We start from the raw sequence: 24082 nt of genomic DNA on the forward strand, positions 1-24082 counted from the left end.
CGCAACCTGTGGGAGCAAAGCTTGCTCGCGATAGCGTTCTCAAAGCCTGCACAGGTGCTGCATGCGACGGTGTCATCGCGAGCAGGCTTTGCTCCCACAGGCCTGCTCCCAAGGTTTGCTCTTACAGGCCCGCTCCACATTGGCCAGCAATGAGTTACTCGGCGTTACACAACGCCAGGCAGTTATCCAGCATACGGTTGGAGAAGCCCCATTCGTTGTCATACCAGGCCAGCACCTTGAGCAGCTTGCCGCTGGCCTTGGTGTGGTTGGCGTCGAAGATCGACGACAGCGGGTTGTGGTTGAAATCGCTGGAGACCAGCGGCAGGGTGTTGTAGCCGAGGATCTTCGAATGCTGGCTGGCGTGGCGCAGCAGTTCGTTGACTTCTTCGGCCGACGCTTCGCGCTTGAGTTGCACGGTCAGGTCCACCAGGGACACGTTGATCACCGGTACGCGCACCGCCATGCCGGTCAGCTTGCCTGCCAGTTCCGGCAGCACCAGGCCCACCGCTTCGGCGGCGCCGGTCTTGCTCGGGATCATGTTCTGGGTGGCCGAGCGGGCGCGGTACGGATCGCTGTGGTAGACGTCGGTCAGGTTCTGGTCGTTGGTGTAGGCATGGATGGTGGTCATCAGGCCGCTTTCGATGCCCAGCTCACGGTGCAGCACCTGGGCCACCGGGGCCAGGCAGTTGGTGGTGCACGAAGCGTTGGAGATGATCTGGTGGGACTGGCGCAGGATGTCGTGGTTCACGCCATACACCACGGTGGCGTCGGCGCCCTTGGCCGGGGCCGAGATGATCACCTTGCGGGCGCCGGCGCTGATATGCGCGGCTGCCTTGGCACGGTCGGTGAACAGGCCGGTGCATTCGAACACGACGTCGATTTTTTCAGCGGCCCAAGGCAGTTCGGCCGGGTTGCGGATGGCGCTGACCGAGATGCGGTCGCCATTGACCGTCAGGCTTTCGTGATCGTGTTGCACGTGGGCATCGAAGGTGCCGTGGACCGTGTCGAACTTGAGCAGATGAGCGTTGATCGCACTGTCGCCCAGGTCATTGATGGCGACGATCTGCAGGTCGCGACGATAGCCTTGGGTATACAGTGCACGAAGAACGTTGCGGCCGATGCGGCCAAAACCATTGATTGCGATTCGAAGAGTCATTAACGGCGCCGCCATCGATTTGTTGTTGGAATTACAAGATTATTCGCATAAAAATAGAAAACAAGCCTTTTTAGTGGCAATATTTTGTTTTATCTACAACGAGTGACCTGAATCAACTGGTCCGAATGGTCAATAAACCGCCTGTCGCCCAACGCCAGGGGGCTTTTGACCAGCATAGACAATCAGGTCGCCACACCCGTTAGCCTGGAGTTCTACACATGCATCCCCGCGTCCTTGAGGTCACCGAACGGCTTATCGCCCGCAGCCGCGCCACGCGTCAGGCTTACCTTGCATTGATCCGTGGTGCAGCCAGCGACGGGCCGACGCGCGGCAAGCTGCAATGCGCCAACTTCGCCCACGGCGTGGCCGGTTGCGGCACCGAAGACAAACATCACCTGCGGATGATGAACGCCGCCAACATCGCCATCGTGTCTTCCTATAACGACATGCTCTCGGCCCACCAGCCTTACGAAACCTTCCCGGAACAGATCAAGAAAGCCCTGCGCGAGATCGGCTCGGTCGGCCAGTTCGCCGGTGGTACGCCAGCGATGTGCGACGGCGTGACCCAGGGCGAGGCGGGGATGGAACTGAGCCTGCCGAGTCGCGAAGTGATCGCGCTGTCCACGGCGGTGGCGTTGTCCCACAACATGTTCGATGGCGCGCTGATGCTCGGTATCTGCGACAAGATCGTCCCGGGCCTGATGATGGGCGCGCTGCGCTTCGGTCACTTGCCGACGATCTTTGTACCCGGCGGACCGATGGTGTCCGGCATCTCCAACAAGGAAAAAGCCGACGTTCGCCAGCGCTACGCCGAAGGCAAGGCCACCCGCGAAGAGCTGCTGGAATCGGAGATGAAGTCCTACCACAGCCCGGGCACCTGCACCTTCTACGGCACGGCCAATACCAACCAGTTGCTGATGGAAGTGATGGGCCTGCATTTGCCGGGCGCCTCGTTCGTCAACCCGAACACTCCACTGCGCGATGCCCTGACCCGTGAAGCGGCGTTCCAGGTCACGCGCATGACCAAGCAGAGCGGCAACTTCATGCCCATCGGCGAGATCGTCGACGAACGCTCGCTGGTCAACTCCATCGTTGCGCTGCACGCCACCGGCGGCTCCACCAACCACACCCTGCACATGCCGGCCATCGCCATGGCGGCGGGTATCCAGCTGACCTGGCAGGACATGGCCGACCTCTCCGAGGTGGTGCCGACCCTGAGTCATGTCTACCCGAACGGCAAGGCCGACATCAACCACTTCCAGGCGGCGGGCGGCATGTCGTTCCTGATCCGTGAATTGCTGGAAGCCGGTTTGCTCCACGAAAACGTCAACACCGTGCTCGGTCACGGCCTGAGCCGTTACACCCAGGAGCCGTTCCTCGAGGACGGCGAGCTGGTGTGGCGCGACGGCCCGATCGAAAGCCTCGACGAAAACATCCTGCGCCCGGTGGCCCGCGCGTTCTCGCCGGAAGGCGGCCTGCGGGTGATGGAAGGCAACCTGGGCCGTGGCGTGATGAAGGTCTCGGCTGTGGCCCTGGAAAACCAGGTCGTCGAAGCCCCGGCCATGGTCTTCCAGGATCAGCAGGACCTGGCTGATGCATTCAAGGCCGGCCTGCTGGAGAAAGACTTCGTCGCGGTGATGCGCTTCCAGGGCCCGCGCTCCAACGGCATGCCCGAGCTGCACAAGATGACGCCGTTCCTCGGCGTATTGCAGGACCGTGGCTTCAAAGTGGCGCTGGTGACCGACGGGCGCATGTCCGGTGCGTCGGGGAAAATCCCGGCGGCCATTCATGTCAGCCCCGAAGCTTATGTCGGTGGTGCGTTGGCCCGGGTGCAGGAGGGCGATATCATCCGCGTCGATGGCGTCAAAGGCACCTTGGAATTGAAGGTGGACGCCGAGGAATTCGCCGCGCGCACGCCGGCCAAGGGCCTGTTGGGCAACAACATCGGCACCGGCCGCGAGCTGTTCGGTTTCATGCGCATGGCCTTCAGCTCGGCGGAGCAGGGCGCCAGCGCCTTCACTTCTGCCCTGGAGACGCTTAATTGAAACTGGCTTTGGTCGGTGACATCGGTGGGACCAACGCACGCTTTGCGCTGTGGAAAAACCACGCCCTGGAAAACATCCAGGTGCTGGCAACAGCGGATTATGCCTGCCCGGAAGATGCCATCCAGGTGTACCTGAGTGGCCTGGGCCTGAAACCGGGCGCCATCGGTTCGGTGTGCCTGTCGGTGGCCGGTCCCGTGAGCGGCGATGAGTTTCGCTTTACCAACAATCACTGGCGCCTGAGCAACCTGGCGTTCTGCCAGACCTTGCAGGTGGAGAAGCTGTTGCTGGTCAACGATTTCTCGGCCATGGCCCTGGGCATGACTTGCTTGCGTCTCGATGAGTACCGGGTCGTATGCGAAGGCACTCCGGAGCCGTTGCGCCCGGCAGTGGTGATCGGCCCGGGTACCGGGCTGGGCGTTGGTACGTTGCTGGACTTGGGCGAAGGCCGTTTCGCCGCGTTGCCGGGGGAGGGCGGTCATGTCGACCTGCCCCTGAGCAGCCCGCGGGAAACCCAACTGTGGCAGCACATCTACAACGAGATCGGCCACGTCAGCGCCGAAACCGCCCTGAGCGGCAGCGGTTTGCCTCGGGTGTACCGGGCCATTTGCGCGGTGGACGGCCATGTGCCGGTGCTCGACACCCCCGAATCCATCACCGCCGCCGGCCTGGCTGGCGACCCCATTGCCCTGGAAGTGCTCGAGCAGTTCTGCCGCTGGCTGGGGCGCGTGGCCGGCAACAATGTGTTGACGTTGGGCGGGCGCGGCGGTGTCTACATCGTCGGTGGCGTGGTCCCGCGGTTTGCCGATTTCTTCCTCGAAAGCGGTTTCGCCCGTTGCTTCGCCGACAAGGGCTGCATGAGCGATTACTTCAAGGGCATTCCGGTCTGGCTGGTGACCGCGCCGTACCCCGGCCTGATGGGTGCGGGTGTGGCGTTGGAGCAATCCGCCGCCGCTTAAGGTTCGGTAGGTACTGTACTGTGGGAGCGAGCTTGCTCGCGATGACGGAGTGTCAGTCGCCATTGAGGTTGGCTGTTGCACCGCTATCGCGAGCAAGCCCGCTCCCACAGAGTTTTTGCAGTGTATTTGTAGGCCTTGTCCATCAGGCATAATCGCCCCAATCCAAACAACAAGGACGAGGCCCGTGAGTTCAGTAAACAAATCGATTTTGTTGGTCGACGACGACCAGGAGATTCGCGAACTGCTGGACACCTACCTCAGCCGTGCGGGGTTCCAGGTGCGGACCACGCCCGACGGCGCCGGGTTTCGCCAGGCGCTGAACGATGCGCCGAGCGACCTGGTGATCCTTGATGTGATGCTGCCCGATGAAGACGGCTTCAGCCTATGCCGCTGGGTTCGCCAACACCCACGCCAGGCTCATGTGCCCATCATCATGCTCACCGCCAGTTCCGACGAAGCCGACCGGGTCATCGGCCTTGAGCTGGGCGCCGATGATTACCTGGGCAAGCCTTTCAGCCCGCGTGAATTGCAGGCGCGCATCAAGGCACTGCTGCGCCGGGCGCAATTCGGCCAGGAACGCTCCGGCGGTGAAGTGCTGGCCTTCGATGAATGGCGGCTGGACATGGTCAGCCATCGGCTGTTCCACACCGACGGTGAAGAAGTGATTCTCTCCGGCGCCGACTTCGCCCTGCTCAAGTTGTTTCTCGACCATCCCCAGGAAATCCTCGACCGCGACACCATCGGCAATGCGACCCGCGGTCGTGAGCTGATGCCCCTGGACCGGATCGTCGACATGGCGGTCAGTCGTCTGCGTCAGCGCTTGCGTGACACCGATAAGCCGCCGCGGCTGATTCGCACGGTGCGTGGCAGCGGTTATCAGCTGGCGGCCAGTGTGGTTGCCAGCAATGGTCATTGACTGGATCAAAAAAGTCGCCCGACGGGTGCCGGTACCGCGCTCGCTGCTGGGACGGATGCTGCTGCTGACCTTGCTGGTGGTGCTGTTCGCCCAGACCTTGTCCAGCCTGATCTGGGTCTCGCAGTTGCGCGCCACCCAGCTCGAAGGCCTGGTCACCAGTGCCCGCAGCCTGGCCCATTCGATGACCGCCAGCGTCAGTTATTTGCGTTCGCTGCCGGTGGCTTACCGGCCGCTGGTGCTGGATCAGTTGCGCAGCATGGGCGGTACGCGATTTGTCGTCACGCTCAACGACAAGCCCCTGGGCATGGACGTGTTGCCGATCACGCCGCGCAAACTGGCGGTGCTCAAGGCGGTGGACGATGTGTTGCGCCGGTCGTTGGGCAGTAACGCCGACATATCGGTGAATTTTGTCAGCCCCGACGACCTGCGAATTTTCAACGCTGGGCTCAAACTCGATGAACTGCCCCGTTCGTGGGCTCACTACGCCTTGACCCTGGAACCGGTGAACCCGCCGGTGCTGGTCACGCAGATCCAGATGGCGCCGGGGGAGTGGTTGTACATCGCCTCGCTGCTGCCCGAACCTTACACCAGCCTCGAAGAGCAGGACCTGCCTACGCAACAGGTGGGTTTCATCGTGCTTACCAGCAGCTTGTTATTGCTGTTCATCGGCTTGCTGGTGCACTGGCAGAGCCGACCGCTCAAGCGTTTGGCCCGGGCCGCGCGGGACATGTCCCTGGGTGCCGAAGTGGAGCCGGTGGCCGAGGGCGGCGGCAGCGAAGTGGTGGAAGTGGGGCGGGCGTTCAATGCCATGCGCGAACGCATCAGCCGTTACCTGACCGAACGCAGCCAGTTATTCAGCGCGATTTCCCACGACTTGCGCACACCGATCACCCGCTTGCGCTTGCGGGTCGAGCTGTTGGAAGACGAAAACCTGCAGGCCAAGTTTGGTCGTGACCTGGATGAGTTGGAGTTGTTGGTCAAAGGCGCGCTGCAATGCGTCAAGGACACCGACATCCACGAAAACATCGAGCCGGTGGACCTCAATCATGTGCTCGATTGCCTGGTCGAACCTTACCTGGCGCCCAACGGCAACGGTCGGGTGACCCAGGATGGCCGGGCGCTGGCGCCGTATCCGGGCAAGCCACTGGCGCTCAAGCGCTGCATCGGCAACCTGATCGACAATGCCTTGAAATACGGACAGAACGCCCACCTGCACATCGATGACGATGAAACCGCCTTCATCCTGCACGTCGACGATGAAGGCCCCGGCGTGCCGGAGCAGCGCCTGGAGCAAGTCTTCGAACCGCACTTTCGCCTGGCCGGGCAACAGCAGGGCTATGGCTTGGGCCTGGGCATCGCCCGCAATATCGCCCACAGCCATGGCGGCGAAGTGAGCCTGCAGAACCTGCGTGAAGGGGGGTTGCGGGTGACCCTGCAATTGCCTCGTTCAACTGACTGATCGTTCCCACGCTCTGCGTGGGGATGCCTCAACGGACGCTCTGCGTTCGGCTTTAAAGGGGATGCAGAGCGTCCCGGGCGGCATTCCCACGCGGGGGGAACGATCATCAATGTCACAAGTCGGTGACATAACTCGCGCCTTTCGTTACCTGCCACTCCTCATCCCTTGTTTAGACTCCCTGCGTCAAAACAACAAAAAAGGTACCACCCAATGGACACCTTCCAACCGGCCTTCAGCAGTTGGCTGAACGCCCCTGCCCACCAGCAATGGCTTGCCGACGAAGGCTTGCGGCTGCTGGCGTTCGCCAAGGCATCGAAGCTGCCGGACGGCTTTGGCAACCTGGACGAGCTGGGGCGCCTGCCGGCCAATGCACGGGCCGAAACCATGAACACCGCGCGCATGACCCACAGCTTTGCCATGGCCCACATCCAGGGGCTGCCGGGGTTTGCCAAGCTGGTGGATCACGGTGTCCAGGCGTTGAGCGGCCCCTTGCGCGACGCCGAGCACGGTGGCTGGTTTGCCACGACACGGCCTGATGAAGATGGCGCGGGCAAGGCGGCCTACTTGCATGCATTCGTTGCCCTGGCGGCCAGTTCCGCGGTGGTGGCCCAGCGGCCCGGCGCTGCGGCGTTGCTGGACGAAGCGGTGCGAATCATCGATGAGCATTTCTGGAGCGAAGAAGAGGGGGCACTGCGCGAATCCTTCAACCGCGACTGGACTGAGGAAGAGGCCTATCGCGGCGCCAACAGCAACATGCACGCCACCGAAGCGTTCCTGGCCCTGGCCGATGCCACCGACGACCCGCGCTGGCTGGCTCGCGCCCTGCACATCGTCGAACGGGTGATCCACGGCCATGCCGCCGCCAACGACTACCTGGTGGTGGAGCATTTCGATCGCCACTGGCAGCCGCTGCGCGAATATAACCAGGACAATCCTGCCGATGGTTTCCGTCCCTACGGCACCACCCCTGGCCACGGTTTCGAATGGGCGCGACTGCTGCTGCACCTTGAGGCGGCGCGCGTCCAGATCGGCATGCTGACCCCGGGTTGGCTGGCCCAGGACGCACAAAAACTCTTCGATCAGAACTGCCGCCACGGTTGGGGCGTCGACGGTGCGCCGGGCATTGTCTACACCCTGGATTGGGACAACCGCGCGGTGGTTCGCCATCGACTGCATTGGGTCCACGCCGAAGCGGCGGCCGCTGCCAGCGCCTTGCTCAAGCGCACCGACGAGGCGAAGTACGAAGCCTGGTATCGGCGCTTCTGGGAGTTCTGTGACAAACATTTCATCGATCGCTGCAACGGCAGCTGGCATCACGAACTCGATCCGCAAAACCGCCCCAGCGCTGACATCTGGCCGGGCAAGCCGGACCTGTATCACGCCTGGCAGGCAGTCTTGATCCCGCGCCTGCCCCTGGCCCCGAGCATGGCGTCAGCCCTGGCGCGGTTATCCAGTCCTTCGCCTGTGTAACCATGTCGTGACATTTGCACGTCCCTTCGTTACCTGCGAAGGGATTCCCTCTGATTAGAATCCATGCAGCGCAAGCACCAGACTTGCATGCATAACAACAAGAAAGGTAATTCTAGATGAATGCGATTTCTCGCCTCGCTACTGTCATTTCTCTTGCTTCCCTGCTTCCCGTCGCAGCCTTCCCTGTCACTACCCTTGCCGCCGAATCCAAAGGTTCCGTGGAAGTCGTCCACTGGTGGACGTCGGGTGGTGAAAAAGCCGCGGTCGATGTGCTCAAGGCCCAGGTAGAAAAAGACGGCTTTACCTGGAAGGACGGCGCTGTCGCCGGTGGTGGCGGTTCCACTGCCATGACCGTGCTCAAGAGCCGTGCCGTGGCTGGTAACCCGCCTGGCGTCGCCCAGATCAAGGGCCCGGACATCCAGGAATGGGCGTCCACCGGGCTGCTCGACACCGACATCCTGAAAGATGTTGCCAAGGCCGAGAAGTGGGACAGCCTGCTCGACAAGAAAGTCTCCGATACCGTGAAGTACGACGGTGACTACGTCGCCGTGCCGGTGAACATCCACCGCGTCAACTGGCTGTGGATCAACCCGGAGGTCTTCAAGAAAGCCGGCATCACCAAGAACCCGACCACCCTCGAAGAATTCTATGCAGCCGGCGACAAGCTCAAGGCCGCGGGCTTCATTCCGCTCGCCCACGGTGGCCAGCCTTGGCAGGACAGCACCGTGTTCGAAGCCGTGGTGCTCTCGGTCATGGGCGCTGATGGCTACAAGAAAGCCCTGGTCGACCTGGACAACAAGGCCCTGACCGGTCCGGAGATGATCAAGGCACTGACCGAGCTGAAGAAAGTCGCGACCTACATGGACGCCGACGGCAAGGGCCAGGACTGGAACCTGGAAGCGGCCAAGGTCATCAATGGCAAGGCCGGCATGCAGATCATGGGTGACTGGGCCAAGAGCGAGTGGACCGCGGCGAAGAAAGTCGCCGGCAAGGACTACGAGTGCGTGGCCTTCCCGGGCACCGACAAGGCCTTCACCTACAACATCGACTCCCTGGCGGTGTTCAAGCAGAAAGACAAAGGCACTGCGGCCGGTCAGCAGGATATCGCCAAGGTCGTATTGGGCGAGAACTTCCAGAAAGTTTTCAGCATCAACAAAGGCTCGATCCCGGTTCGTAACGACATGCTGGCCGACATGGCCAAGTACGGTTTCGATTCCTGCGCCCAGACCGCTGCCAAGGACTTCCTGACGGACGCCAAGTCTGGCGGCCTGCAACCGAGCATGGCGCACAACATGGCGACCACGTTGGCGGTACAGGGTGCGTTCTTTGACGTGGTGACCAACTACATCAACGACCCGAAAGCCGACCCGGCCGATGCCGCCAAGAAACTCGGCGCTGCGGTTCAGTCTGCGAAGTAATTAGCGCCGCTTCCCTTGTGGGAGCTTTTGTGGTGAGGGGATTTAGCGAAACGTCGCACCGCCCCGAAAAGTCGCAATGGCGGAGTGTCAGAAACACCGCATGCAATGGCTTTGCGGCTGCTTCGCAGCCGATCGGGGATAAATCCCCTCGCCACAGAGCTCGCTCCCACAAAGGGATGCCCTTGTAACCTTGTTTTGGATCTTCCCATGAGTTCTGTTGCTGTGTTCAGCAAGGCCTCGCCGTTCGATGCATTGCAGCGCTGGCTACCAAAACTGGTGCTGGCGCCGAGTATGTTCATCGTCCTGGTGGGCTTCTATGGCTATATCTTGTGGACGTTCGTCCTGTCGTTCACCACTTCGACGTTCCTGCCGAACTACAAGTGGGCAGGCCTGGCGCAATATGCCCGGCTGATGGACAACGATCGCTGGTGGGTGGCGAGCAAGAACCTGGCATTGTTCGGCGGCCTGTTCATCGGTATCACCCTGGTGATCGGCGTGTTGCTGGCGGTGTTCCTTGACCAGCGCATTCGCCGCGAAGGTTTTATCCGCACGATTTACCTTTACCCGATGGCGCTCTCGATGATCGTCACCGGTACAGCCTGGAAATGGCTGCTCAACCCGGGCATGGGCCTGGACAAATTGTTGCGTGACTGGGGTTGGGAAGGCTTCCGCCTGGATTGGCTGATCGACCCGGATCGCGTGGTGTACTGCCTGGTGATCGCTGCGGTGTGGCAGGCCTCGGGCTTCATCATGGCGATGTTCCTGGCCGGCCTGCGGGGTGTCGATCAATCGATCATCCGTGCCGCGCAGATCGATGGCGCGAGCATGCCGCGCATCTACTGGAAAGTGGTGCTACCGAGCCTGCGCCCGGTGTTCTTCAGTGCCGTGATGATCCTGGCGCATATCGCGATCAAGAGCTTCGACCTGGTGGCCGCGATGACGGCCGGTGGCCCGGGTTATTCCTCCGACCTGCCAGCGATGTTCATGTACTCCTTCACCTTCAGTCGCGGCCAGATGGGCATGGGCTCGGCCAGTGCAATCCTGATGCTTGGTGCGATCCTCGCAATCATCGTGCCTTACCTGTACTCCGAGCTGAGGACCAAGCGTCATGACTAGTCTCGCTGCCAAACCTTCCATCAGCCTGAGTCGCATCGCCATCTACGCGGTGCTGATCCTCGCCGTATTGCTTTACCTGGTGCCGTTGGTGGTCATGCTGTTGACCAGCTTCAAGACGCCGGAAGACATCAGCACCGGCAACCTGCTGAGCTGGCCGACCGTGGTCAGCGGCATCGGCTGGGTCAAGGCCTGGGCCACGGTGGACGGCTACTTCTGGAACTCGATCAAGATCACCGTCCCGGCGGTGCTGATCTCCACCGCCATCGGTGCCTTGAACGGCTACGTGTTGTCGATGTGGCGTTTTCGCGGTTCGCAGTTGTTCTTCGGTCTGTTGCTGTTCGGGTGCTTCCTGCCGTTCCAGACCGTCCTGCTGCCGGCCTCGTTCACCCTCGGCAAGATGGGCCTGGCCAGCACCACCACGGGCCTGGTGTTCGTGCACGTGGTCTACGGCCTGGCATTCACCACGCTGTTCTTCCGCAACTACTACGTCAGCATTCCCGACGCGCTGGTCAAGGCTGCGCGGTTGGACGGTGCGGGGTTCTTCACCATTTTCCGGCGGATCATCCTGCCAATGTCCACCCCGATCATCATGGTCTGCCTGATCTGGCAGTTCACGCAGATCTGGAACGACTTCCTGTTCGGCGTGGTGTTCTCCAGCGGTGATTCGCAACCCATCACGGTAGCGCTGAACAACTTGGTCAACACCAGTACCGGGGCCAAGGAATACAACGTGGACATGGCGGCGGCGATGATCGCCGGGCTGCCGACCCTGCTGGTCTATGTGGTCGCAGGCAAGTATTTCGTGCGCGGCCTGACGGCCGGCGCAGTCAAGGGGTAATCATGGCAACGCTTGAACTTCGCAACGTAAACAAGACTTATGGCGCCGGCCTGCCGGACACCCTGAAGAACATCGAGTTGTCGATCAAGGACGGTGAGTTCCTGATCCTGGTCGGACCTTCGGGCTGTGGCAAGTCGACGCTGATGAACTGCATCGCCGGCCTCGAGACCATCACTGGCGGCGCGATCATGATCGGCGACCAGGATGTCAGCGGCATGAGCCCGAAAGATCGCGACATCGCCATGGTGTTCCAGTCCTACGCGCTGTACCCGACCATGAGCGTGCGCGAGAACATCGAGTTCGGCCTGAAAATCCGCAAGATGAACCAGGCCGCCATCGACGAAGAAGTCACCCGCGTGGCCAAGCTGCTGCAGATCGAACACCTGCTCAATCGCAAGCCCGGCCAGCTTTCCGGCGGCCAGCAACAGCGCGTGGCCATGGGCCGGGCGCTGGCGCGGCGGCCGAAGATCTACCTGTTCGACGAACCACTGTCCAACCTCGACGCCAAGCTGCGGGTCGAGATGCGCACCGAAATGAAACTGATGCACCAGCGCCTGAAGACCACCACGGTCTACGTGACCCACGACCAGATCGAAGCCATGACCCTGGGCGACAAAGTGGCGGTGATGAAGGACGGGATCATCCAGCAGTTCGGTACGCCGAAAGACATCTACACCAACCCGGCCAACCTGTTCGTGGCGAGCTTCATCGGTTCGCCACCGATGAACTTCATCCCGCTGCGCCTGCAACGCAAGGACGGTCGCCTGCTGGCGCTGCTCGACAGCGGCCAGGCCCGTTGCGAGTTGCCAATGGGTATGCAGGACGCCGGCCTGGAAGACCGCGAAGTGATCCTGGGCATGCGTCCGGAGCAGATCATGCTGGCAGGCAGCGAGCCCAACGGTTTGCCGACCATTCGCGCCGAAGTCCAGGTCACCGAGCCCACCGGGCCGGACACCCTGGTGTTCGTCAATCTCAACGACACCAAGGTCTGCTGCCGCCTGGCGCCGGACGTGGCACCGCAGCCGGGGGAAACCCTGACGCTGCAATTCGATCCGTCGAAGGTGCTGCTGTTCGACGCGCAGTCCGGTGAACGCCTGGGCGTGGCTGGCCAGCCGCAAGCCGATGCTCGGTCGGCGAACGTGGCGCAGTTCAAAGGCCGATGAAGAACAAATGAGGGAGTCAACGTGCTCCCACAAAGAAGGAGTATGCGGTGAGTGGGGGACCACCCGCCGCAATCGTTGTAAACCGCGTTAGATAAAAACAGTTAATAACAATAAAGACGAGGATGTAGGGATGAAGAAGAAAAATAACGCCCAGCTTATCTGCCAGTTGTCAGCCGTTGCGGCGATGATGCTGGCCGGTAGCGCACAGGCTGCCGACGCCTTCAGCGCCGATTCGCCGTGGATGACGGGTGACTGGGGTGGTAAGCGTACCGAGCTGATCGAGCAGGGTATCGACATCAAGGCCGACTACGTCGGTGAAGTCGGTGGCAACCTGCATGGCGGCTACAACAACGACAAGACCGCGCGTTATTCCGACCAGTTTGGCCTGGGCGTGGCGCTGGACCTGGAAAAGCTGTGGGGTTGGGATAACACCCAGGCCAAGATCCAGCTCACCAACCGTAACGGTGAAAACATTTCCAACGACCGTGTCGGCGACCCGCGTGCCGGCACCTTGAGTTCTTCCCAGGAAGTCTACGGCCGTGGCCACATGGTCCGTCTGACCCAGTTGTGGATCAAGCACCAGTTCCTCGACGGCAAGCTGGACGTCAAGGCCGGTTACTTCGGCGAAGGCGAAGACTTCAACACCTTCCCTTGTGAATTCCAGAACCTGGCCTTCTGCGGTTCCCAAGTGGGTAACTGGGCGACCGGCATCTGGTACAACTGGCCCGTCAGCCAGGCCGCGATCCGCGTGAAGTACAACCTCACGCCTGAGTTCTATGCGCAGATCGGCGCATACAACCAGAACCCCTCGCAACTGGAACACGGCAACGGCTTCAAACTCAGCGGCAGTGGTACCAAGGGCACCGTGATTCCGGTCGAATTGGTCTGGTCGCCGAAGGTCAACAACCTGCCGGGTGAGTACCGTGTGGGTTACTACAAGAGCACGGCCGATGCCAATGACGTCCGTGAAGACGACAACGGTGACGATGCCGCGACCACCCTTAACGCCTATCGCAGCCACGATAGCAAGCACGGCTACTGGTTCGTGGCACAGCAACAACTGACCACGCACAACGGTGACGCGTCCCGCGGCCTGAACATCGCCGCCAACGCGACCTTCCACGATAAGGACACCAACATCGTCGACAACTACCAGTCGCTGATGTTCGTGTACAAGGGGCCCTTCGATGCGCGTCCAAAAGATGACATCGGCATCGGTTTTTCCCGCATCCATGTCAACGAAGACGTGAAGAAAAACGCCGAGCTGACCAACGCGGCCAATGGTGTCACCGATTACAACGATCCGCTGTTCGCACCGTTGCGTAGCACTGAGTACAACTACGAACTCAACTACGGTGTCCACGTTACCAACTGGCTGACTGTGCGTCCTAACCTGCAATACATCACTCACCCGGGCGGTGTGGATGAAGTCGACAACGCGCTGGTGGCCGGCCTGAAAATTCAGTCGGTGTTCTAACGCTGTTGCGATAAGCTCCTCTCTATGTGCGCATATTTGCGGACGGCCATGGCTGTCCGCTTTTTTTTGGGGAGCATAGGGTCAGTGCGAAGCCTGTGGCGAGGGAGCTTGCTCCCGCTGGGTTGCGAAGCGACCCCAAAACCATTCACTGCGGTGCGTCAGCCAGACCGCATTTGCCTCGTTTACGACTGCTTCGCAGTCGAGCGGGAGCAAGCTCCCTCGCCACAAAATAGTGTCGTACATAGTTGAGTATTCAATGATCTCCAGGACCGCGGCCCATGCATGAGCATCCGCTACAACGCTTTTTCAGATCCTTGCGCGAACGCCCGGTGTTCGCGTGGGAGCGCTATCGGCAGCGCGATGTGTTGGTGATCGATCACCCGTTGTGCCAGGCGGTGTTCAGTCGCCAGGGCGCACAGTTGCTGCATTTTCAGCCCAAAGGCCAGAAGCCCTGGTTGTGGTGCGCGGCCAAGTGGCCGCAAGTCGGTGCGATACGCGGCGGGGTACCGGTGTGCTGGCCTTGGTATGGTCGGCATCCCAGCGAAAATGCCTGGCCGTCCCATGGTTGGGCGCGGCTGATCGATTGGAAACTGCTCGACAGCCGCAGTGATGACGAGGGCGTACACCTGCATTGGCAGTTGCAACTGTGCGACTGGCAGGTGGACCTGCATGCCGATCTGGGTGAAAGGATGGAACTGCGCTTGAGCACCGAGCACCAGGACAGCCTGCCATGCCAGTTGAGCCAGGCCTTGCACGCCTATTGGCGTATTGGTGATGTCGGTGAGGTAGCGCTGTCTGGCCTGGAGGGCGCACAGGGCTACGACCAGTTGAACCGTGCGGTTTGCCAGCAGGAAGGCGAGTTGCGGGTCGAGGGCGGTTGCCAGCGGGTGTTCCAGCATGAGGGGGAATTGCAGCTCAAGGACCACGCCTGGCAGCGCGAACTGCGCATCGACACCGGCGACAGCGCCGACACCGTGGTCTGGCATCCCGGCGCGCGACCGTTGCTGGGGGTGAGTTGGGATGAGGTCAGTGAATTCGTCTGCGTCGAAGCGGCCAGTGGCGGCACCGACAGCCTGTGCCTGGCGCCGGGGGAGCGGGCGCACCTGAGTTTGCAGGCACGGATGGGGGCTTAACTCTGGATCGTTCCCACGCGGAGTGGGAACGATCAGGCAGCGAGGCTTCTGGATCGGTTCAGTTGAACTCATCCCCCACCGGATACCGGCTGGCATTCAGACTTTCCTTGATCTTGCGCAGATGCGGCTGGAAGTCCACGCCCCGACGCAGGGTCATGCCGGTGGCGAGCACGTCCAGTACGGTGAGCTGGATGATCCGTGAGGTCATCGGCATATAGATATCAGTGTCTTCGGGCAGGGGGATGTTCAGGCTCAAGGTGCTGGCCTTGGCCAGTGGCGAGCCTTCGGCGGTCAGGCCCAGCACCGACGCGCCGTTTTCCCGGGCGATGCGCGCCACTTCCACCAGCTCACGGGTACGACCGGTGTAGGAAATGATCACGAACAGTTCACCTGTATGGGCCACGGACGCGATCATGCGCTGCATCAGTACGTCGGCGTGCGCGGTCACTGCCAGGTTGAAGCGGAAAAACTTGTGCTGGGCATCCAACGCTACCGGGGCGGAGGCGCCGAGACCGAAGAAGTGGATCTGCCGGGCCTGGATCAGCAGGTCCACGGCGCGACTGATCAAATTGGGATCAAGGGCCTGGCAGGCGCTGTCCAATGAGGCAATGGCACTGCCAAAGATTTTCCGGGTATAGGCTTCCGGGTTGTCGTCGGCTTCCACCGCACGGCTCACATAAGCAGCGCCACTGGCCAGGCTTTGGGCCAGTTGCAGCTTGAGTTCCGGGTAACCGCTGACGCCGAACGAGCGGCAGAAACGGTTGACGGTCGGTTCACTGACCGAGGCCGCCTGGGCGAGGGCGGCGATGCTGAAGCGGGTCGCCTGCTGCGGGTTGAGCAGGATGATCTCGGCCACCTTGCGTTCGGCCTTGTTCAGGTCTTCAAGGCGACTCTGGATCTGTTCCAGTAAATTTCGCACGCGGTCCATACAAGATTCCTAGGAAGACGGGTCTTTGATACGACCCTTTGCGGTGGCCTATCCTACTGATGGCTCCGACGGACCACCACTCGGAATCGGTGTTTTCGAAAAATGTTGTGGTTATTACTACATTTTTCCTTGAGTGATACCTTGAAAAAAGGTATTTGTAGTTTAACTTGATAAAAGAACAAACATCATGCCTTCGATTACGGTTGAACCGTGCACCTTTGCCTTGTTCGGCGCGTTGGGCGATCTGGCCTTGCGCAAGCTCTTTCCTGCCCTGTATCAGCTCGATGGCGCCCAATTGTTGCACGAGGACACGCGAATCATGGCGCTGGCCCGTGAACCCGGCGGCGAGCAGCAGCACCTGGCGTTCATCGCCGCCGAACTGCGTCGCTACGTCGGTGAAAAAGACCTGGACGAAGCCGTACTCGAGCGCTTCCTGGCACGATTGACCTACCTGCACGTGGATTTCCTCAAGGCCGACGATTACGTCGCCTTGGCCGAAGCAGCCGGTTCGACCCAACAGGTCATTGCCTATTTCGCCACCCCAGCGGCGGTGTATGGGGCGATCTGCGAGAACCTGGCGAAGGTTGGCTTGAGCGAAAACACCCGTGTCGTGCTGGAGAAGCCCATCGGCTCGGACCTGGAGTCTTCGCGCAAGGTCAACGACGCCGTGGCGCAGTTCTTCCCGGAAAACCGTACCTATCGCATCGACCATTACCTGGGCAAAGAGACGGTCCAGAACCTGATCGCGCTGCGGTTTGCCAACAGCCTGTTCGAAACCCAGTGGAACCAGAATTACATTTCCCACGTGGAAATCACCGTGGCCGAGAAGGTCGGTATCGAAGGCCGCTGGGGCTATTTCGACAAGGCTGGCCAACTGCGGGACATGATCCAGAACCACCTGTTGCAGTTGCTGTGCCTGATCGCCATGGACCCACCGGCCGACTTGTCTGCCGACAGCATCCGTGACGAGAAGGTCAAGGTGCTCAAGGCACTGGCGCCCATCAGCCCGGAAGGCCTGACCACCCAGGTGGTGCGCGGCCAGTACATCGCCGGCCACAGCGAGGGCAAGTCGGTGCCTGGCTACCTCGAAGAACCCAACTCCAACACCCAGAGCGACACCGAGACGTTCGTCGCCCTGCGCGCCGACATCCGCAACTGGCGCTGGGCCGGGGTGCCATTTTACCTGCGTACCGGCAAGCGCATGCCGCAAAAGCTGTCGCAGATCGTCATTCACTTCAAGGAACCGTCCCACTACATCTTCGCGCCCGAGCAGCGCTTGCAGATCAGCAACAAGCTGATCATCCGCCTGCAACCGGACGAAGGGATTTCCTTGCGCGTGATGACCAAGGAGCAAGGCCTGGACAAGGGCATGCAATTGCGCAGCGGTCCGCTGCAACTCAACTTCTCCGATACCTATCGCAGCGCGCGGATACCCGATGCCTACGAGCGGTTGTTGCTGGAAGTCATGAACGGCAATCAGAACCTGTTTGTCCGTAAAGATGAAATTGAAGCCGCGTGGACGTGGTGTGACCAGTTGATCGCCGGATGGAAGAAATCCGGCGATGCGCCCAAGCCGTATGCGGCTGGGTCCTGGGGGCCGATGAGCTCCATTGCACTGATCACGCGGGATGGGAGGTCATGGTATGGCGATATCTGAAGTGAAACTGCCGCAGGGCGTTAGCGCCCATGAGTTCAAGAACCCGGTGGTGCTGGCCGAAGGGCTGGCGCTGAACGTGGCCGAGCAATTGCGCAATGCAATCGACGCACGCGGTGCGGCGACCCTGGTGGTCTCCGGTGGCCGCAGCCCGGTGGCGTTTTTCCAGCACCTGGCCAAGCAGGCGCTGGACTGGTCCAAAGTGGTGGTCAGCCTGGCCGATGAGCGCTGGGTTCCGGTTGAACACGCCGACAGCAACGCCGGCCTGCTCAAGCGTTACCTGCTGCAAGGCGCGGCGGCCAAGGCCCAGTTCCTGAGCCTCTACAGCGCCAGCAGCAACCTGGAAGCGGCTGCCGAACAGGCGGATCGCTTGCTGGCCGAGCTGCCGCCCATCGACGTGCTGGTCTTGGGCATGGGCGATGACGGACACACCGCCTCGCTGTTCCCTGGCAGCCCGAACCTGGCCCAGGCACTGGATGCCAATGGCACACGTCGCTGCTGGCCGATGCTGGCGCCGACCGTGCCGCACCAGCGCTTGACCATGAGCCGCGCCTTGCTGGCTTCGGCGCAACACAAAGTGTTGTCGATTTCCGGTCAGTCGAAATTGACCACCTTGAACGCTGCGGTGGCAGGTGACGATGTCGCCAAAATGCCGATCCGCGCGTTCTTGCAACCTACGTTAGAGATTTACTGGTGCCCATGAACCAAGGATCAGCCGCTATGACAAACCCATCCCCGACCGTTTCCATGGCGGACAAAGTTGCCCTGATCGACAGCCTCTGCGCCAAGGCGCGGATCCTGCCGGTGATCACCATCGCCCGTGAACAGGACATCCTGCCACTGGCCGATGCCCTGGCTGCCGGTGGCCTGACGGCGCTGGAAGTGACACTGCGTTCCCAATACGGCCTCAAGGCCATCCAGGTGCTGCGTGAGCAGCGTCCGGAACTGGTGACCGGTGCCGGCACGGTGCTTGACCGTCACATGCTGGACGCCGCCGAGGCCGCCGGTTCGCAGTTCATCGTCACTCCGGGCATCACCCGTGATCTGCTCGAGGCCAGCGTCTACAGCCCTATCCCGCTGCTGCCCGGCATCAGCAACGCCTCGGGCATCATGGAAGGCTACAGCCTGGGCTATCGTCGCTTCAAACTGTTCCCGGCCGAAGTCAGCGGCGGCGTCGCGGCCATCAAGGCCTTGGGTGGCCCGTTTGGCGAAGTGAAATTCTGCCCGACCGGCGGCGTGAGCCCGGCCAACATCAAGAGCTACATGGCGTTGAAAAACGTGATGTGCGTGGGCGGAAGCTGGATGCTTGATCCTGAATGGATCAAGAACGGCGACTGGGCCCGCATTCAGGAATGCACTGCCGAGGCCTTGGCACTGCTGGACTGATTGTTTTACCGAACCTCGTTGGGTGTTCTACGGTTTTACGGTGCGCTTGGTCGGCGCGCCGTTTTTTTTTGCCCGGTTTTTTATGGCAGCACAAAATTCCGGTGGCGAGGGAGCTTGCTCCCGCTGGGGTGCGCAGCAGCCCTGGAGTCCGGCGACGCGGTGGATCAGGTTGATTGAGTGAGCTTGAGAGGGGGCTGCTGCGCAGCCCAGCGGGAGCAAGCTCCCTCGCCACAAAAGCTCAAAAGCTCAACTATGTTCGGCTCAGATGGATCAGTGCCTGGGTCAACCGCTCGATATCACTCGCCAAGGTCATCAATCCTGGGGTAATGCGGATGCACGGTCCGACGCTGGTATTGCGTACCACGGTGAAGATCCCATGGTCGTTGAGCAATCGATCGGCCATCGCCCGTTGATCGGCCTGGGCGGTGAAGCGCATCGCGGTGATCCCGCAATAGAGACGCCGGTCATCCGGAGTCATGACTTCGATGCCCGGCACATCGCGCACGGCGCTCACCCACAGGTCACGCAGATAACAGAGGCGCGCGCCTTTGGCCGAAGCGCCACCCAGGGCCTGGTGTTCTTCGAAGACCAGCGGCAGGGTGAGCAAGGCAGGGATGTTGGGTGTGCTGTGGGGCGTGCGCGAGCGGACGTCGGTGGCGGGGTAGCTGTCTTCGTCCATGTCCGGGTCGATGTCGGCCAAGCGCTGCGGGGCGATGTACAGAAACCCCTGGGAGAGGGGCCCGCCGATCCACTTCTGCAGGTTGAAACCGGCGAATTCGATCCCGAGCTTCTTCAGGTCGAAATCGATCTGGCCCAGGGCATGGGCACCGTCGAGGATGATATCGACGGCGAACTCGCGGGCACTCTCGGCAATGGCCTGGACCGGCATCACCAGTCCGGTGAGGTGGTTGACGTAAGTCAGCGCCATCAACTTGATGCGAGGGTAGCGAATGAACGCTTCGCGATAAGTGCCCACCAGGCTTTCGAAACTGGCAGGGTGCTGGTGGACGATCTCGATTACCTCCACACCACGCTGGCGGGCCAGCCAGCGCACTGCGCTCTTGACCGAGGCATATTCCAGGTCACAGATCAGCACTTGATCGCCTGGCTTGAGGCCGTTGTAGTTGCGAATCAGCGTCTGCAAGGCATCCACCGCGCTACCGGCCAATGCCACGCTCTGGGGGGATGCGTGGATCAGCCGGGCCACCTGTCGACGAATGGCTTCGCCGTGTTCACGGTCGAAATGCTGGCGCACGTACACCGAGTTGCCCCGGTTGATGAACTCGATGTTGCGCTGGTACTCCTCCACCACGGTGCGGGACATACGCCCGAAGTAACCGTTTTCCAGGTTGAGCGGCCCGGCGGGATCGATGTCGTAGCGGCCGACAAACGTCTGCCAAAAGGCTTCATCATGGGCGCGTAGCGTGTTTTCGGGCATGACAGGGGCTCAACTGGTCAGGGGCGAGGCTTGGGTTTGCCGTGTTTGGCACGCAAGGGATCGAGCAGGTCCGACAGCCCGTTGTGATCGATTTCCTGCATCAGTGCCAGCAACCCCCCCAGTTCACCGTGAGGAAAACCCTCGCGGGCGAACCAGTTCAGGTATTGACCGGGCAGGTCAGCCAGGATTCGACCCTTGTATTTGCCGAACGGCATTTGACGCGTGATGAGCAATTCGAGCTTTTCCGGGTTCATGGCAATCGTCTGATTCAAATCTGCCTCGAAAATACAGGCATTCTGCATGCAGGCCAAATGACAGATCATGCAAATAACGCGGATACAGTTTTCTTGTTTTTTGTCAACTGACTGATTTTAAAGGAAATTAACGAGATTCTTTGACTGGCATGGCCGATGCAACATCCCTTGCAGGTTTTTTATTCACCAAGCAAAGGAACTGAAAAATGACTGACATCAACAAAGAATCCATCTCCGTCTTGAACGACCTGATCGAGACCAGCAAAGATGGCCAGGAAGGCTTCAAGACCTGCGCTGAAGACATCAAGCATCCAGAACTCAAGGATCTGTTCGTCAAGCGTGCCGCCGATTGCGCGACTGCGGCAGCCGAGCTGCAAGCGGCCGTACGTTCCTTGGGCGGCGATCCGGAAACCTCCACCAGCGTTGCCGGTGACCTGCACCGTCGCTGGGTCGACGTGAAATCCATGTTCACCGGCAAGGATGAAGAAGCCGTGCTCAACGAAGCCGAGCGTGGTGAAGACCATGCGCTCAAGGCTTACAAGGAGGCGCTGGAAAAAATCACCAAGCACAACCTGGTCGGTATTCGTGACCTGGTCGAGCGTCAGTACCATGGCGTTCAACGCAACCATGACCAGGTCAAGGCCCTGCGTAACCAGGCGCGCGCCAGCTAAACACGGGCCCTGACCTGAAAAAACGCCAGCTTGCCTGGCGTTTTTTCATGGGAGGCTATTCAGATCGAAAGTGAACACCGTTGTGGCGAGGGGATTTATCCCCGTTGGGGCTGCGAAGCAGCCCCAAACCAGCCCCACTCAATACACCTGATATACCGAGGTGTCGGTTTTAGGGGCTGCTGCGCAGCCCAGCGGGGATAAATCCCCTCGCCACAAAAGCGTTCTCTTCAGCCCTGTCGATGCTGCAATGATTCCCTTCAACTGAGTATCTGGCCTGAAAGAGTGTGTTGTTGAATTCGCCAGAAATCACCTCTGGACTCGCATAGTTAGCTAGCTAATAATTGGCGCCTGCCAACCACCCCATATTGCATCTATCGTTATTGCGTCCCCCAGAAGAGCCTCTTACGTGCCCATTACCTTCCAGGCCTTGTTTGCCCCCGACCGTCTCGCTTTGCAGTTCGCCATCAAGACGGTGCTTGGCGCTGGGCTGGCGTTGTGGCTGGCGCTGCGCTGGGGGCTGGAGCAGCCGTCATGGGCGCTGATGACCGCGATCATCGTCGCCCAGCCACTGTCCGGGATGGTGGTGCAGAAGGGGTTGGCACGATTGGTCGGCACGCTGGTAGGCACCGTCATGTCGGTGGTGTTCATGGGCCTGTTTGCCCAGGCGCCCTGGTTGTTCCTGCTGGCCTTGGCGCTCTGGCTGGGGTTGTGCACAGCCTGTTCGACGTTGCTGCGCAGCGCCTGGTCGTATTCGTTCGTGCTGGCCGGTTACACGGTGGCGATCATTGCCTTGCCGGCCATTTCCCATCCGCTGGGTGTGTTCGACCAGGCGGTGGCGCGTTGCACCGAGATCAGCCTGGGCATTGTCTGCGCCACGGCGGCCAGTGCCTTGCTCTGGCCGTTGCGGGTCGAGCGGCAACTGGCCGGTCAGGCCCTTGCTGCCTGGCAGAGCGGCATGCAGGCCGCCCGTGCGACCCTGGCTGGTGATGTCCAGGCGCGAAAAGGGTTGCTGGAAATTCTGGGCAGGATCGTCGCGGTGGATGCCCAGCGCGAACATGCCTGGTTCGAAGGCAGCCGTGGCCGACAGCGAGCCCGGGCCATCAGCGGCTTGAGCCAGAAATTGCTGATGCTGCTGCGCCTTTCGCGCTCGGTGCGGCGGCAGTGGAAACAGCTCGATCCCGAGGAGGCCGAGGCTCTCCAGCCATGGATGAACGAGGTACAGCAGGCCCTCGACGCCGACAGTGCGACCCTGCAAGCCTTGCGCCCCCGGGTATGGAATGCGTCTCACGATTCGCAGATCAGCTCGGCGCAAAGCTACTGCCTGGCGCGGTTCGCCTTGTTGCTCGATACCGCCCTGGCCGCCTGCGCAGCCCTGACGGCGGTGCAGGAGGGCCGGGAGGCGGCGGATCCACCGCGAACCCTGGCGCCTCATCGTGATCTGTCCCTGGCCATGGTCTTTGGTGCTCGCAGCGCGCTGGCGTTCCTGGCGGTGGCCTGTTTCTGGCTGGCGACAGCCTGGCCCGCCGCTTCGGGCGCGTTGGTGCTGACGTGCGTGGTGTGCAGCCTGTTTGCCAGTCGCGAAAACGGCGCGCAGATCGGCATGAGTTTTCTACGGGGCATTCTGTTGGCCGTGCCGACGGCGTTCGTGATCGGTGAGCTCCTGCTCCCGCAATGGAGCAGTTTCGCGATGCTCTGCATGGCCATGGGCGTGCCGTTGTTTTTCGGCGCGCTGGGTATGGCCAAGCCGCAGATATTCGCCACGGCGACGTCGTTCTGCCTGCATTTCGTGGTGTTGATCTCACCGCTCAATGCCATGAAGTACGACGTCGCGGCGTTCTTCAACAACGCCCAGGCCATGATGATTGGCGTGGGCGCTGCGGTACTGGCCTTCAATCTGCTGATTTTGCGCAACCCGGCCTGGCACAGCCGCCGCCTGCTGGCCGCGACCCTCCACGATCTGGTGCGCCTGACCCATCGCAGCCTGCGTGGCGCCGAGAGCTGGTTCGGCGGGCGCATGGCCGACCGGCTGCTGCAACTGGCGCGGCATTACCCTGAATTGCCGGTGCAGGCGCGCAGCCGCTGGGATGATGGTTTGCTTGGCCTGGACATTGGCGATGAACTGTTGCATTTGCGCCTGAGCCTGGCCGTCGCCCAAGTGCCTGATACCCGGGCTCAGCGTCGTTATTTCGAAGCGCTGGAACAGGTGCTCGAACACGGCCCGACCGGTGACCAGGCCGATGCGCTGGCCCCAGCGAGCGCCGAGTTCCTGAAAGTCTTGTCGACCCAGCCGCCCGGTGATGCATTGAAGCTGGCCCAGGGCGCGGTGGTGCAATTGCAAAACAGCTGGCGCGCCTGGTGCCACCAGCACGAACCTGAACGACGGGAGCACAGCCATGGGCTTGCGTGAGTGGTCGATTGGCGGGGTGTTGCTTAGCCCGTTCCTGATTTATGTGGTGCTGGCGTTGCTGGTGACCGGTGCGTTGCGCCTGTTGCTCAGCCTGGTGCCGGCCGGGCGCTGGATCTGGCATGAAGCCTTGTTCGACTGCGCCCTGTATGTCTGTGTCCTGACCGTTATTACCGTGGTCCTCGGGCCGCTATAGGAGT

21 protein-coding genes are annotated in these 24082 nt (G+C 61.2%); 17 read left to right on the top strand and 4 right to left on the bottom strand.

Translation table 11 applies throughout. The features are described from left to right. Nucleotides 1–154: 154 nt before the first annotated feature. The gene (gap, locus tag BLO97_RS16095) at nucleotides 155–1156 is read right to left on the bottom strand and encodes a type I glyceraldehyde-3-phosphate dehydrogenase (protein ID WP_092346763.1); all 1002 of its coding nucleotides are present in this window, start codon (nucleotides 1154–1156) and stop codon (nucleotides 155–157) included. 218 nt (nucleotides 1157–1374) lie between these two features. Here gap and edd point away from each other — a divergent pair, with 218 nt between their 5' ends. The 11 genes from edd to BLO97_RS16150 all read left to right on the top strand — a co-directional run bounded on the left by edd (nucleotide 1375) and on the right by BLO97_RS16150 (nucleotide 15147). Continuing rightward, nucleotides 1375–3201, top strand: coding sequence for a phosphogluconate dehydratase (gene edd / locus BLO97_RS16100; protein ID WP_063322641.1), 1827 nt, complete (start codon nucleotides 1375–1377; stop codon nucleotides 3199–3201). Next, nucleotides 3198–4157, top strand: a complete 960-nt coding sequence (locus BLO97_RS16105) for a glucokinase (protein ID WP_092223150.1) — start codon at nucleotides 3198–3200, stop codon at nucleotides 4155–4157. Before edd ends, BLO97_RS16105 begins: the two co-directional genes overlap by 4 nt. A 184-nt stretch (nucleotides 4158–4341) precedes the next feature. Further along, the gene (locus BLO97_RS16110; RefSeq protein WP_003184616.1) at nucleotides 4342–5073 is read left to right on the top strand and encodes a response regulator; all 732 of its coding nucleotides are present in this window, start codon (nucleotides 4342–4344) and stop codon (nucleotides 5071–5073) included. Further along, entirely contained in the window at nucleotides 5063–6532 is a 1470-nt protein-coding gene (locus tag BLO97_RS16115; RefSeq protein WP_092144238.1) for an ATP-binding protein, read from the top strand. Before BLO97_RS16110 ends, BLO97_RS16115 begins: the two co-directional genes overlap by 11 nt. A gap of 210 nt (nucleotides 6533–6742) precedes the next feature. After that, nucleotides 6743–8002, top strand: a complete 1260-nt coding sequence (locus tag BLO97_RS16120) for a D-mannose isomerase (RefSeq protein ID WP_092346766.1) — start codon at nucleotides 6743–6745, stop codon at nucleotides 8000–8002. Between the two features lie 116 nt (nucleotides 8003–8118). Then, complete coding sequence (locus BLO97_RS16125) at nucleotides 8119–9420, top strand: ABC transporter substrate-binding protein (protein ID WP_092346769.1); 1302 nt, start codon at nucleotides 8119–8121, stop codon at nucleotides 9418–9420. Between the two features lie 207 nt (nucleotides 9421–9627). Continuing rightward, nucleotides 9628–10536: a carbohydrate ABC transporter permease gene (locus BLO97_RS16130; RefSeq protein WP_003198535.1), complete on the top strand. Its 909-nt coding sequence runs from the start codon at nucleotides 9628–9630 to the stop codon at nucleotides 10534–10536. Continuing rightward, nucleotides 10529–11374, top strand: a complete 846-nt coding sequence (locus BLO97_RS16135; protein WP_003198539.1) for a carbohydrate ABC transporter permease — start codon at nucleotides 10529–10531, stop codon at nucleotides 11372–11374. The genes BLO97_RS16130 and BLO97_RS16135 overlap by 8 nt, the downstream gene beginning before the upstream one ends. A 2-nt stretch (nucleotides 11375–11376) precedes the next feature. Continuing rightward, a complete protein-coding gene (locus tag BLO97_RS16140) occupies nucleotides 11377–12537 on the top strand; it encodes an ABC transporter ATP-binding protein (RefSeq protein ID WP_072348860.1) in 1161 nt (386 codons plus the stop codon). A gap of 130 nt (nucleotides 12538–12667) precedes the next feature. Beyond that, a complete protein-coding gene (locus tag BLO97_RS16145; RefSeq protein ID WP_092144244.1) occupies nucleotides 12668–14014 on the top strand; it encodes a carbohydrate porin in 1347 nt (448 codons plus the stop codon). Nucleotides 14015–14292: 278 nt separating this feature from the next. Further along, nucleotides 14293–15147: a D-hexose-6-phosphate mutarotase gene (locus BLO97_RS16150; protein ID WP_092223144.1), complete on the top strand. Its 855-nt coding sequence runs from the start codon at nucleotides 14293–14295 to the stop codon at nucleotides 15145–15147. A 58-nt stretch (nucleotides 15148–15205) separates the two neighbouring features. Here the strand turns inward: BLO97_RS16150 and BLO97_RS16155 are convergent, their stop codons facing one another. Then, the gene (locus BLO97_RS16155; protein ID WP_170842276.1) at nucleotides 15206–16066 is read right to left on the bottom strand and encodes a MurR/RpiR family transcriptional regulator; all 861 of its coding nucleotides are present in this window, start codon (nucleotides 16064–16066) and stop codon (nucleotides 15206–15208) included. Nucleotides 16067–16262: 196 nt separating this feature from the next. Between BLO97_RS16155 and zwf the strand changes: the two genes are divergently transcribed. The 3 genes from zwf to BLO97_RS16170 are packed head-to-tail and all read left to right on the top strand — an operon-like array spanning nucleotide 16263 to nucleotide 19115. Then, the gene (gene zwf, locus BLO97_RS16160) at nucleotides 16263–17732 is read left to right on the top strand and encodes a glucose-6-phosphate dehydrogenase (protein WP_092346772.1); all 1470 of its coding nucleotides are present in this window, start codon (nucleotides 16263–16265) and stop codon (nucleotides 17730–17732) included. Then, nucleotides 17719–18432: a 6-phosphogluconolactonase gene (pgl, locus tag BLO97_RS16165; protein ID WP_092346775.1), complete on the top strand. Its 714-nt coding sequence runs from the start codon at nucleotides 17719–17721 to the stop codon at nucleotides 18430–18432. Before zwf ends, pgl begins: the two co-directional genes overlap by 14 nt. 17 nt (nucleotides 18433–18449) lie before the next feature. Then, nucleotides 18450–19115: a bifunctional 4-hydroxy-2-oxoglutarate aldolase/2-dehydro-3-deoxy-phosphogluconate aldolase gene (locus BLO97_RS16170; protein ID WP_013692437.1), complete on the top strand. Its 666-nt coding sequence runs from the start codon at nucleotides 18450–18452 to the stop codon at nucleotides 19113–19115. Nucleotides 19116–19365: 250 nt separating this feature from the next. Here the strand turns inward: BLO97_RS16170 and BLO97_RS16175 are convergent, their stop codons facing one another. Together BLO97_RS16175 and BLO97_RS16180 are read right to left on the bottom strand one after the other, a co-directional pair. Next, entirely contained in the window at nucleotides 19366–20553 is a 1188-nt protein-coding gene (locus tag BLO97_RS16175) for an aminotransferase class V-fold PLP-dependent enzyme (RefSeq protein WP_092144250.1), read from the bottom strand. 17 nt (nucleotides 20554–20570) lie between these two features. Next, complete coding sequence (locus tag BLO97_RS16180) at nucleotides 20571–20807, bottom strand: DUF3820 family protein (protein ID WP_014336924.1); 237 nt, start codon at nucleotides 20805–20807, stop codon at nucleotides 20571–20573. 206 nt (nucleotides 20808–21013) lie between these two features. On the opposite strand from BLO97_RS16180, the gene BLO97_RS16185 reads away from it, so the two are divergent. From BLO97_RS16185 to BLO97_RS16195, 3 genes are all read left to right on the top strand, one after another. Continuing rightward, nucleotides 21014–21478: a PA2169 family four-helix-bundle protein gene (locus BLO97_RS16185; protein WP_063322630.1), complete on the top strand. Its 465-nt coding sequence runs from the start codon at nucleotides 21014–21016 to the stop codon at nucleotides 21476–21478. Nucleotides 21479–21884: 406 nt separating this feature from the next. Beyond that, a complete protein-coding gene (locus BLO97_RS16190; protein WP_092144252.1) occupies nucleotides 21885–23885 on the top strand; it encodes an FUSC family protein in 2001 nt (666 codons plus the stop codon). Next, a complete protein-coding gene (locus BLO97_RS16195; RefSeq protein WP_003198565.1) occupies nucleotides 23872–24078 on the top strand; it encodes a DUF1656 domain-containing protein in 207 nt (68 codons plus the stop codon). The genes BLO97_RS16190 and BLO97_RS16195 overlap by 14 nt, the downstream gene beginning before the upstream one ends. Nucleotides 24079–24082: the final 4 nt, after the last annotated feature.

It is taken from the genome of Pseudomonas sp. NFACC05-1 (assembly GCF_900100135.1).
Taxonomy (GTDB): Bacteria; Pseudomonadota; Gammaproteobacteria; order Pseudomonadales; family Pseudomonadaceae; genus Aquipseudomonas; species Aquipseudomonas fluorescens_Q.